A 12,156-nucleotide genomic window follows, 5' to 3' on the forward strand; every position below is an offset into this window, starting at 1 on the left:
TTTTACCTAATATGAATTAACCACTATCATGGAAGTAACAAACTTAAGAATCCACCCATTTTCTAAAGGAGGCTTTTAAAAGAACGTCTGAATTGCGTTCGTAATGAAGTCATCATAATCAGGATAGGAGGAAAATGAATGGTAGTAGCTAACAGAGGGGTAGCCTATAAGGAACCTGGGGTAGTAGAGGTTGAAGCAATTGATTTTCCAGAGCTTGTGTTAAAAGATGGACCTGGTGTTAATCCCCTTAATGTCGGAAGAAAATGTGAACATGGAGTTATTTTAAAGATTGTCACGACCAATATTTGCGGAAGTGACCAACATATGGTTCGTGGACGAACGACTGCCCCGTCCGGACTGATACTCGGTCACGAAATCACAGGTGAAGTGATAGAAACGGGGCGGGATGTTGAATTTATTAAAAAAGGTGATTTAGTTTCTGTGCCGTTTAATATTGCTTGTGGACGTTGCCCAAGCTGCCGGAGACAAGATACTCATATTTGTGAAAATGTGAATCCGGATCGTCCTGGTTCTGCGTATGGTTACGTGGATATGGGCGGATGGGTCGGCGGCCAGTCTGAATATGTCATGGTGCCATATGCCGATTTTCAGCTGTTAAAATTCCCTGATAAAGATCAAGCGATGGAAAAAATCCTTGACTTAACCATGCTGTCAGATATTTTCCCAACCGGCTACCACGGTGCAGTTAGTGCTGGAGTAAAACCAGGTTCAACAGTATATGTTGCTGGGGCAGGACCAGTTGGATTGGCTGCTGCTCATTCTGCACAGTTACTGGGAGCTTCTGTTGTCATTGTTGGGGACATGATTGAGGAACGACTCCAACAAGCAAGAAGTTTTGGGTGTGAAACGATTAATTTACGGGAACATGAAAATGTGGGAGAGCAAATCGAACAGATTCTTGGTGTACCAGAAGTGGATTGCGCCGTTGATGCGGTTGGCTTTGAAGCAAGTGGACATGGTGATCGTGCAGGTGAGGCTCCAGCTACTGTATTAAATACAGCAATGGAAATCACTCGAGCAGGTGGCAGACTTGGTATTCCAGGCCTTTATGTAACAGGTGACCCTGGTGCAACAGATGCAGATGCCCAAGAAGGTACATTGAAAATCAGATTAGGATTAGGCTGGGCAAAAGCACATACATTTGTGACTGGCCAAACACCGGTAATGAAATACCATCGTGATTTGATGAAAGCGATTTTAAGTGGTCGCGCCCAAATTGCGAAAGCGGTCAATGCGACAGTCATCTCACTCGATGAGGCACCAGAAGGATATAAGGCTTTTGATGGCGGTGCATCACGGAAATTTGTCATTGACCCGCATGGATCATTAAAGTAATTTTTTTAATAAATTACTAATTATTTTAAATTGGAGGAATGAAATGATGAGCAAAATGAATTTAGAATTAGCAAAACAATTAATTGAAGGCGCTGAAAAAGAAGCACAAAAAATTGGCGTAAATATGGTCATTACGGTTTTAGATGAAGGCGGAAACCTAATTGCCACCCATCGTATGGATGATGCTTGGCTTGCAAGTATTGATATTGCTCAAAATAAAGCTTGGACTTCGGTTGCCCTTAAGATGCCAACTTCCAACTTAGCTGAAGCGACTGTTCCTAATGCAGAGCTATATGGACTTAACACAACCAATAATGGCAGAATTGTCGTATTCGGCGGTGGCATTCCACTCGTTCAAGACGGCAAGGTTGTTGGAGCAGTTGGTGTAAGTGGAAGCTCTGTTGACCATGATATTCAAGTAGCCCAGGCAGCTGTAGACGTTTTCGAAAGTATAAACGTTGGTGCGGGTCAATAATACAGGTAAAGTAATAAAATCATATAGTTGTGTATGACTTTTTGTAGAATAGTTTAAATTTATTATACAGCTCCGAAGAAGTAACCTCTAAGTGGACACGTATAAAGAATGCAAAAGTCATCAACAGAACAGAGACATAATAGATTAACTAACAGTAAAAAGACAGAGAAGGATCGAAATGCCCTTCTCTGTCTTTTATTGGTGCATGAAATCTAGTAAATTAGCTCCAATCGATGATATTAGACTCTTACACTTCATTATTATTACTTGCCTCTATAACACGATGGGGGTGTGTATAAATATTTAATCGATTGCCACGCGCAAAGCCAATCGCTGTAATTCCCAAATCATCTGCAAGTTGTAATGCCAGATTGGTCGGTGCTGATTTAGAAAGGAGAATCCCCACACCCATCTTGGAAATCTTCAGCAACACTTCTGATGAAATCCTTCCGCTAAAAACTACTAATTTATCGCCAAGCCGAATTCTATTTTGGATAACATGCCCATATAATTTATCTAATGCATTATGTCTACCAATATCGGAACGAATTGTAATGATTTCGTCCTGAGTTGCTAGTGCAGCATTATGAACGCCACCCGTTTTCATAAATTGTTCTGATTTTGCTTGTAATTCCTTCATTAAGGTAAAACATTGATTCACGGAAATCGTAAGTTGACTCGTAATCGTCTTCGCTGTTCTAACATCACTCTTAAAATAAAACTGGCGACTTTTCCCACAGCAAGAACCGATAAACCGTTTGGAATGATCAAGCTGACTTACTTCTAAAGTCTTATTCAATTGAATGTAGGAAAATCCTAGTTTCTCATCAATGGAAATCGATTTGATCTCATCATTGAATCGGATAACCCCTTCTGCTGCTAGAAATCCAATGATGAGATCCTGAAGATCTGTTGGTGTACATACGATGGTTGCAAACTCCTCCCCATTTAACACAATGGTAAATGGCTGTTCAATTGCCACATCTTCTTGTAGGACAGACTTTGAATCCCCATTAAATCGGATGATTTCCCAACCATTCTCCTTTGTATCAGTCATTATAGACCCCCTTAGCTTGGTTCCATCTCAAGCTCCTCCACTCTCTTTTCCGCATATTTCGTATCTTTATGTGCATAATATGTTTCCGCCTTCTCTACAATAACAGCAACATTGTATTCTGGTATGCCTGCATATTTTTCGTAGATTCCTTTAGGGATAAGCGCATTTCCTTCTGGCCAGTGAACTTCCACATTTCCTTGTCTGATTTCCACAAATTTTGCACGGCCTTGAAATGTGCCATGTTGATTAAAAGCAACAACAGCATCACCTTCTTTTATCCCTAACTCTGTTGCATCTACTTCATTTAAAAGCAGGTCATAACGGTCTGCGTTATTAAATGGATCTGTTTCATTATAAATCATCGAATTAAATTGTTTCCCGCGTCGTGAGGTCACATAGAAATGTCCTTCTGACTTACGAAGTTCTGGTAGCTCAACGGTAATGAGATTTCCCTTTCCATCTGGTGTTGGGCATATTCCATCCTCGCATAGCCATGCACCACCCCATTGGAAAACATCTCCCCTATCTTTCAAATGTTGAATCCCTTCATAATTTGGTGCTGCATTCGCTATTTCTTCCCGAATCTCAGAGGTATCTTTAAAATCGATCAGATGCGATTTTTCCGGTTTCACCCTTTTTGCAAGATCAACGTAAATCTCCCATTCTGCCCTTGCTTCCTCCATACGTGGTCCTTTAATTTCAGGAGAAAAGTATACCATCCTCTCTGTAGAAGTAGATGTCCCTCCACCTGGCTGCTCATAGCGGGTCATTGCCGGTAATACAATAACTGCTTCCTTTGCATCAACGAGTGTCGACGTATTAAAAATAATGTCCTGATGAACCCGGATATCGACATTTTCCAAACATTGCTTTACGAATTCCGGGTTTGGCATCGTTTCTAGAAAATTACCGCCAGATAAATAATAGAGATTCAGCTTTCGTTCATGATCATCTGGAAGCAGCGCATTCTCTAAAGAGACACCAACAATGTCCCCTTGCCATTTTGGAATATCAAATCCCCATATAGATTCTACTCGACTTCTATTCGCATCATCCATACCCCCACCTGGAAGTACAAATGGATCTGCACCCATTTCCCCTGAACCTTGAACCCCAGAGTGTCCACGGATTGGCATTAACCCACAATGCTCTCTACCTAAGAATCCTCTAAGCAAAGCAAGATTCGCTACCTGTGATATGTTATCTGTTCCGAATCGGTGTTGTGTTAGTCCCATCGACCAAACAAAAACGGCCGATTGTGATTTAGTGAGAAGCTCAGCTAATTCCATCATTCTGACTTTAGATATGCCAGACGATTTCTCTAGCTGTTCCCATTCATATGCCATAACTTTTTCTCGCAGCTCCTCCAGTCCATTCACATGCTTGGAAACAAATTCATGATCGATGGCAGACCCATAATTGCTTTCTTCCATATCAAACCAATGCTTCATAATGCCGTGCATGAAAGCAATATCGCCACCAATATTTACTTGGTAAACATCATCCGCTATTTTCGTTCCAAATAAAGCAGACTCAGGGATGGATGGAACCCAGTAATTATCCATGGATGGCTCATGGTATGGATTAATAACAATAATTTTTGTACCTTTACGCTTGGCTGCATACATATATTTCGTTGATACTGGTTGATTATTTGCAGCAACAGAACCCCAAAAAAGCAGAACATCCGTACCGATCCAATCTTTATAATTACACGTAGATGCACCAACACCAATAGAACGGTTTAATGCTGTTTTCGATGGGGAATGGCAAATACGGGATGCGTTATCAACATTGTTCGTTCCTAGAAATCTTGAAACCTTTCCTAATGTATAATATACTTCATTCGTAATTCCCCTTGAGGTAGTATAGAATGCATAATTCTTTGGATTAAGCGTTTTCATCTTGCTTGAAATTTGATCTACTGCATCATCCCAGCTGATACGACTAAATTTCGTTTCTCCCTGTCTGCGGATAAGTGGATACGGAATTCTGCCTAGTTTACGCAATTCTGTACTACTCATTTTACGCAAATCTTTCATATCAGCATGCAAGAATTTCTCATCCATCGCGGGCATCGTATTTAATCTTAGGACATTTAAGCGAGTTGTACATACATGTGGGCCTGTTAATGTTTGATCTTGAAGTCCTGATACTCCAAGTGCACAACCATCACATACCCCTTGTGTGAGGATTCTCGTTGCATATGGCAGATTATCTTTATTTTCCCAAACTACTTTCATGGTGTCGCGAATATGATGTGGCTTTACTTTCCCAAGACCGAATGGAACTTTACTTACCCAAAGTGATGGGTCTGGTTTCTTTGACAACTTAACTGGACCAGTATGCTTTGTTTTCCCCACGTAAATCCCTCCATTATTCATAAAAAACATATCTAAAAAAACTATTATTTTTTACTAACTAGTTCTAAGACTTTTATCAGAAAAAGTAGGGAGTTATTTATAATAACTTATTAGACTCTCGACTTATTTACTAATAATCAGCGAACGCTGGACTCCCCATTTATGAAGGCCTCTATTTAAACTCTTTAGCCACATGACGTATTGTCTGGCTTGGAACAGACTGTATATTGCTTAATCTCTTGATATCAACTCTGATCCAAAGTGATACGATAAAGGCTACAACAAATAATATCCCGAAAATTAACAATGTTAAATTATAACTGTTCGTTGAGTCGTAAATGAATGACAATAAAATTGGACCTGCTACTCCTGCAAGTGCCCATGCTGTTAGAATATAACCGTGGATTGCCCCAAGTTGTTTCGTCCCAAATAAATCGCCAATATAAGCTGGGATCGATGCAAACCCACCACCATAACAAGTTAAAATTGCAAATATTAGAATTTGGAAAATGATACCATTCGTTGCAAATGGTAACATAAAAAATGCAATGATTTGAATAACGAAAAATACAGTATATACGTTTGGACGACCGATATAATCTGATAGAGATGCCCAGCCAAGCCTTCCACCACCATTAAAGAGACCCATAATTCCAACCATTGCTGCAGCTGCAATAGGTGTCATACCTGCAATTTCTTGAGCCATCGGTGATGCTACAGAAATAATTGCAATACCACAGGTTACATTTAGAAATAGCATGATCCATAACATCCAAAAGCGCCGTGTTTTTATCGCTTCATTAGCAGTAAGCTGTGATAAATCCTGCTTTATTTTACGTGAACCATTTTGCTGACTTTCTATAAAGCCCTTTGGTGCCCATCCTTCAGGTGGTGGGGACAAATAATAGGCAGAAATTGCCATAACTGCAAAATAGGCGATTCCAAGTGTGAAAAATGTATTCGTAATGCCGGTTGCTTCAATTAATGTGGCAGCAGCTGGCCCACTAATGAGTGCAGCGAAGCCAAACCCCATAATTGCTAAACCTGTAGCAAGCCCACGTCTATCTGGAAACCATTTAACAAGTGTCGAAACTGGCGCAATATACCCTATACCTAAGCCGAATCCTCCGATTACCCCGTAGAATAAATACAATAACAATAATGATTCCATTGCTGTCGCTAAACCAGAACCAGCAACACCAATACTAAAGAAAATTGCCGACAGTAGCGCCGACTTCCTTGGCCCATTCTTTTCTACAAATCTTCCCATGAATGCTGCCGAAAACCCCAACATAAAAATAGCAATACTAAAAGCCAGGGATACCTCTGTTACTTCCCATCCATATTGGTTGACCATCGGGTTTGTAAAAACACTCCAGGCATATGCAGAGCCAATCGAAATATGGACACCAACGGCAGATGCAGCAATTAACCAGCGATTCTTCACCTTTTCCAAATAACCATCCTCCTAAAATAATGTATTAAGATTATGTTAATTAAATCGTTGATACATAAATTAAGTATGATTTGAATGTGCCTACTAGATATATATGGATGTAAATTAAAGACGTCAATAAAATGCCAGGTTCTCTCCTAATATGTAAATATAAATAGAGTATTCCAATCACTAATTTAATATATTCAACGTTATAATAACATACATATCAATGTATTTGAATAATTATTATTTATTTAATTATTTTAATATTATAGTCATACGATATACAGAATAATGTGCTTTCACAAAGACATCTTTAATAGAACAATAATTTAAGGAAGAAGATCACTTAGAACAAGCAAGGAGCTTTGGCTGTTAACTGAAGCAACTTTGTCTAAAGTGGAGCTATACGAACGGACTAAAATACAACCAATAGCAGAAGTATCTTATTCGGTAGTAGTAAACCTCTTTTAAGACGGAAAGGTTATCGGAGCAGTTGATGTAGGTGGAAGGTTCGTTATACATGACTATCAAGTAGACTTACCATTTAAAAAATGCAATACTTGCAGCCACAATAAGCAAGAAATCTTTCTTCTTACTTAATTGTGGCTTTCCCCTTTCCTTCTACCAACTAGATTTCTTTACACCAGGGACCTGCCCCTTATGCGCATATTCCCGAAAAGCAATTCGTGACATACCAAACTTACGCATGTAACTTCTAGGACGGCCTGTAAGTGCACATCGGTTCTTCAACCTCGTTGGGGAAGAATCACGAGGCAGTTTACGAAGCGCCTCATAATCACCTTTTTCTTTCAGTTCTCTTCTGATGGCAGCATACTTTTCTACCATTTTTTGCTGTTTCAACGCTTTTGCTACTTTTGATTTCTTTGCCACTTTACATATCCTCCTTACTAGTAATTAGCTATGACATCACTGTCTTTATTAGATTGTTTGGACATTCCAATTGAATGGGTCTGGGAGCATCCTCCAATTCGAATCCATCTCTTCCTCTGTTAATAAACATTCATCCAATTCTTGTGTAATTGCTTCTTTATCCAAATCCATACCAATAAATACAAGCTGTGTTTTGCGGTCTCCAAACTTTGGATCCCATGATTTCCTTACTTCTGAATTTTCTTGTAAAAGCGCTTCTCGTTTTCGCTCGGAAAGGGCGGCCACCCAATAAGAAACTGGCTCAATGTTGGCAGATAACCCAGCTTGTGAGAGCAATAAAGCATAATCATTTCGAGTTGCACACCAAATAATTCCTTTAGACCGAACAATATTTTCAGGCATTGATTCGATAAATCTTAGTAGCCGAACGGAATGAAACGGAAGCTTGCGTTCATATACAAACGAAGCAATCCCATATTCCTCTGTCTCTGGTGTATGCTGTTCTGGACCATTGGTTAACTCTTTCAACCAGCCTGCTGAAGCACTTGCTTTCCTAAAATCAAAGGAATTGGTATGTAAGATTTCTTTTGGATCAATATTTCCATATGATGTTTTTATGAATTTAGCGTTCGGCTGTAATTTTCTCAACACCTTTTCTAATTTCATCAAATCTTCTTCTTTTATCAGATCACATTTATTTAGAATAAGTACATCACAAAATTCAATCTGATCGATTAATAAATCCGCGATTTCCCTTTCATCATCCTCGGAAACAGCTTCCTTCCTATCCAGTAAGCTTTCACCAGAAGCAAAGTCATACCAAAAACGACTTGCATCCACTACCGTTACCATCGTATCCAGTCTACAGTGCTTATTAAGGTCAATATCTAATTGATCATCTAAATAAGAGAATGTCTGTGCAACAGGAATTGGTTCACTAATACCAGTCGATTCAATAAGAATATAATCAAACCTACCGTCCTTCGTTAATTTCTCTACTTCAATCAGTAAATCTTCCCGCAATGTATAACAGATGCATCCATTAGACATTTCTACCAGTTGTTCATCCACTCTTGATAAAGTCCCCTCATTCTTGACTAGACCCACGTCAATATTAATCTCACTCATGTCGTTTACAATAACAGCAACTTTCATTCCTTGTTTATTGTGTAGAATATGATTGAGCAGCGTTGTTTTCCCAGCTCCTAAATAGCCACTTAGAACATTAACCGGTACCTTTTTTGTCATACAAACTCTCCTCCTAATCCCTGTAAATAGTAACCATTACGATTTAATCTTTAAAAAAATTTCCTTCTTTACCAAAGGCTTAATCAAATCCCTATATTCCGTTATTCTTCTAAGAATAGGATCGTCAGCATGATCATAATCAGCTAATCCATCAATGGTTACAATAATTTCAGACTTTACTTCCTCTAATTCAACAATTGATTCTGTTGAAAATCAATCCATTTCGGGTGAATTTGAAACCTAACAACCCGCTGGAAATAAACTTAAATCTAATACTGTTCCTCATAAATACTTCATGTTAACAATTCTTTTTTAATCGTAACCATTACGATTTATATCGTACATCTATCTTTTGAAAGTGTCAAGAATAATATTTTAGGTGAATACTTTTTTCCTAAACTCAAATTCAGTAATAGAGTTAAAAGCTTTTAACACGCGGGGCCATATGGATAATGAATGATACCGATAGAACAACAGCATTTGATTTATGTATACGAAATTACTTATCACGACTTTTCAATTCAGATGACTATGACTGGGCGCACCGACTGTTTTACGTTTAACAAGTGGATTTTCAGCCCGCTCTGCATGTATTCGCTCATTCACCTTTTGACGATTTTCTAAAAAGTTATGATTAAATCGTGTAATTTTAACTGAACGCATAGACCCACCACCTTTATTTTTTATTATACATTATAGTCAAAAGAATGGTGACGAAACACAAAAAAGAAATACCTAGAACACTACCGCAAAAGTGAAAACTAATACGAAAATGCCCTTTTAGATATAATTAAAAACAAATGTGATTTTCTTGTTTTTTAGGATAATGACGGAAGATGAACTGCTCCAAACAATATCTCTAACGATGTGTGCTAAAAGTACGGAATATCGGGGTTTTGTTAAATTCTGTCTGTAACATCTTTAACGAAGTATTACCGTTTTTTATTGGATTGCGTTAGCAAAATGTAAGCATTTATTTTACGATATCCGAAAATAGCTGTTATCTATTTTGATTTAAATATCTCCTTCCTCTACTTCTTTTTGTTAAATTTTATTTCAAAATAATGTTTGCATTTTAAGAGACATCAACTCTCATCGATATTTTCTCCTGCATGAGTCTCTTTTCTTTTTGTGTCATAAACATTCTCCCCCTTCTCTAATGTTCCCAGTACATTCATTACTTCCTCCATTGATGAGGTATCTGACGTTTTCTGTTTCATTGAGAGGGTATGTACACCAAGGCGAGACTCTCCATAATTGGTTTGGTCCTTCCCTAACATCTTAAGCTGTCAGGCACTATGACCGCTGCTGACTTCTGGTGTTCAATGCACCCGCCTCGGGTACGCTTACCTTGTGAGCACAGTATGCCGACAGATTCTCCCCGGGTAAGAGTAGAGACTTTCCTTCCATGTCTCCGCCTCATTTACTCTGTGGCACCTTCGGCAGTAAGGTTTTCGACTTGTTATGCAGACTCTTCCAATGCCACCTATCCTTGTATGAGGTTCATATTCCTCGGAGCAGATTGCCGCCGACTTTCTTCAGCTATGTAAGTCGCCTTTCATAGCCTTGTCTTAAGCTACAGCTACTACTGCCTTTCCTGATTGGGACTTTCACCCTATAGTTTTCCCTCATGCCGGGTACACATTAAAAAAACGGCTGAGTAACGTCAGCCGTTTTCTTCTATTATCAATAACCCTAGGTAAATCCCCTTTTGCAAAAGTATCTACACGATTAAAGCTTAAACTTATCAATCTTACGTAGTAGATTATTTGCGATATTAGATAGTTCAGTAGATTGGCCATGTAAGGATTTCAATAAGTCAGAAAGTGCTAGTGTTGTATCAGTTGTTGCACCTGTACGATCTTTAGCCACTTTACGCATCTCACCAATCTTTTCAAGAATTTCTTTTCCTTTTTTATCTTCGGTTTGATTATTATTATTAATATATTCCTCTAATTTATCCAAGAATTCGGTAATATCATCTAGTTGTTCGCGGAACTGTGATGTTTTTTCCATTGAGATTGTATACATTTTTTCTACTGAATTTGCAGCTTCAGCCTCTAGCATTACTGCTAATCGTTGTGTTTGGCTTGCCTGATCGCTTGTTTCATTTAGTACTCCGTGTAACGTATCCACCATTTTATTGGCGCTTTCCGACAACTCTCCAAGCTCATTGTTATCCGATACAGCACTTTTTGCTGTAAAATCACCCGTTTCGAGTAATTGAATCTGCTTTTTAATCTGTTGAATGTTTCTATAGACACGATTAAAAAATCGAGCGGTTAATAAGAATAGAATAACTAACGAAACCAAACCGGAAATAATTAATATAATAGAATGACGGTATAATGGTCCACTTAGCTCTCCGTAATCTAGCGCCATATAAATAACTTTTCCTTCTTTTGTCGGCATAAATACTTTATACACCTTATCCCCATGATAATTATTAACATAGGAAGTCTGATTTGGTTTTTCCAGCATGTTGATCAAGGTAGTAGTGTCTTCTTCTGTTCTCATTTCATAATCCCCGTATACAACCTTTTTCAACGGAGGATAAATATTATCTTCTAAGCTCGGATCCTTAAACACACGAGGATCCAAAACAGCCAATTCCATGACATATGGATTCACTTTACTCACTTTCTCAATTAAAGCATCAGGTCCAACCTCGCTTGTAAACTTATATACCTCGTTAGCTTCTATATAAGGATCGATAATATAATCTGCACCTGGTGGGTGATAATATGCATATTTAAAGAAAAGGGGTTCACCCTCGTGTGAGCCAGACTGTGCAATTGGCAATATTATTGCATTATCTGTATGCATACTTAACGTTTCCGTTAATGGTGGTGGTTGATTATTAAATAAACTAGTAAAGTTTTCGTACACATCAGGAAATTCTTTAAGGCTAAACCCAATTTCTTCGGATGTAGAAGACTTAGCTACCACAATGTCATCATTATTATCGTGTATAATTAGGGAAATACCACTTAACCCTAGTCTATCTTTAATAACTACTAGTTCTTCGTTATTAATCTCATCTATGCTTTTCCCTTCCAATAAATCCGCAATATGGTGAGAAATAGACAATAACTTCAGATCAATTTGATGTTCAATTACTTCACTGGCAAGATTTGTTTCTTCAATCCCTTGTTCAATGCTATTTGCAATAATATCAGATTGCTTTTCAATGTCCTTGTCGATTTGCTCATTAATAAAATACAACTGAAACGCACCTGTTATAAGGGCAACTGCTAACAAGACTAGAAACAATCTAGTTAAAAATTGAAAACGCAAAGAAATTTTTTTCTTATTTTCTGCCATC

The 12,156-nt window shown here is 38.3% G+C and carries 9 protein-coding genes; 2 read left to right on the forward strand and 7 right to left on the reverse strand.

The window, feature by feature from the left end:
• Nucleotides 1-138 precede the first annotated feature (138 nt).
• Complete coding sequence (gene fdhA / locus GMJ66_RS14635) at nucleotides 139-1,356, forward strand: formaldehyde dehydrogenase, glutathione-independent (RefSeq protein ID WP_156291061.1); 1,218 nt, start codon at nucleotides 139-141, stop codon at nucleotides 1,354-1,356.
• 46 nt (nucleotides 1,357-1,402) lie between these two features.
• On the forward strand, nucleotides 1,403-1,831 hold the full coding sequence (locus GMJ66_RS14640; RefSeq protein WP_156291062.1) for a GlcG/HbpS family heme-binding protein: 429 nt from the start codon (nucleotides 1,403-1,405) through the stop codon (nucleotides 1,829-1,831).
• Nucleotides 1,832-2,078: 247 nt separating this feature from the next.
• Here GMJ66_RS14640 and fdhD read toward each other — a convergent pair whose 3' ends face one another.
• The 7 genes from fdhD to GMJ66_RS14675 all read right to left on the reverse strand — a co-directional run bounded on the left by fdhD (nucleotide 2,079) and on the right by GMJ66_RS14675 (nucleotide 12,155).
• Nucleotides 2,079-2,888, reverse strand: coding sequence for a formate dehydrogenase accessory sulfurtransferase FdhD (gene fdhD / locus GMJ66_RS14645; RefSeq protein WP_156291063.1), 810 nt, complete (start codon nucleotides 2,886-2,888; stop codon nucleotides 2,079-2,081).
• A gap of 11 nt (nucleotides 2,889-2,899) precedes the next feature.
• A complete protein-coding gene (locus GMJ66_RS14650) occupies nucleotides 2,900-5,251 on the reverse strand; it encodes an FdhF/YdeP family oxidoreductase (RefSeq protein WP_156291064.1) in 2,352 nt (783 codons plus the stop codon).
• A gap of 172 nt (nucleotides 5,252-5,423) precedes the next feature.
• Nucleotides 5,424-6,707, reverse strand: coding sequence for an L-lactate MFS transporter (locus GMJ66_RS14655; RefSeq protein ID WP_156291065.1), 1,284 nt, complete (start codon nucleotides 6,705-6,707; stop codon nucleotides 5,424-5,426).
• 606 nt (nucleotides 6,708-7,313) lie between these two features.
• The gene (gene rpsN, locus GMJ66_RS14660) at nucleotides 7,314-7,583 is read right to left on the reverse strand and encodes a 30S ribosomal protein S14 (protein WP_156291066.1); all 270 of its coding nucleotides are present in this window, start codon (nucleotides 7,581-7,583) and stop codon (nucleotides 7,314-7,316) included.
• 48 nt (nucleotides 7,584-7,631) lie between these two features.
• Nucleotides 7,632-8,831 (reverse strand): CobW family GTP-binding protein, encoded by a 1,200-nt coding sequence (locus tag GMJ66_RS14665; RefSeq protein WP_156291067.1) that lies wholly within the window; start codon nucleotides 8,829-8,831, stop codon nucleotides 7,632-7,634.
• 516 nt (nucleotides 8,832-9,347) lie between these two features.
• Nucleotides 9,348-9,494 carry a hypothetical protein gene (locus GMJ66_RS14670; RefSeq protein ID WP_156291068.1) on the reverse strand — a complete coding sequence of 49 codons (147 nt, stop codon included), beginning with the start codon at nucleotides 9,492-9,494 and terminating at the stop codon, nucleotides 9,348-9,350.
• A 1,068-nt stretch (nucleotides 9,495-10,562) separates the two neighbouring features.
• Nucleotides 10,563-12,155 carry a methyl-accepting chemotaxis protein gene (locus GMJ66_RS14675; RefSeq protein ID WP_156291069.1) on the reverse strand — a complete coding sequence of 531 codons (1,593 nt, stop codon included), beginning with the start codon at nucleotides 12,153-12,155 and terminating at the stop codon, nucleotides 10,563-10,565.
• Nucleotide 12,156: the final 1 nt, after the last annotated feature.

It is taken from the genome of Oceanobacillus salinisoli (assembly GCF_009733865.1).
Lineage (GTDB): Bacteria > Bacillota > Bacilli > Bacillales > Amphibacillaceae > Oceanobacillus > Oceanobacillus salinisoli.

Coding starts and splice junctions, on each gene's coding strand:
- fdhA (WP_156291061.1), top strand. CDS start 139: ATGGTAGTAGCTAACAGAGGGGTAGCCTATAAGGAACCTGGGGTAGTA.
- GMJ66_RS14640 (WP_156291062.1), top strand. CDS start 1,403: ATGAGCAAAATGAATTTAGAATTAGCAAAACAATTAATTGAAGGCGCT.
- fdhD (WP_156291063.1), bottom strand. CDS start 2,888: ATGACTGATACAAAGGAGAATGGTTGGGAAATCATCCGATTTAATGGG.
- GMJ66_RS14665 (WP_156291067.1), bottom strand. CDS start 8,831: ATGACAAAAAAGGTACCGGTTAATGTTCTAAGTGGCTATTTAGGAGCT.
- GMJ66_RS14670 (WP_156291068.1), bottom strand. CDS start 9,494: ATGCGTTCAGTTAAAATTACACGATTTAATCATAACTTTTTAGAAAAT.
- GMJ66_RS14675 (WP_156291069.1), bottom strand. CDS start 12,155: ATGGCAGAAAATAAGAAAAAAATTTCTTTGCGTTTTCAATTTTTAACT.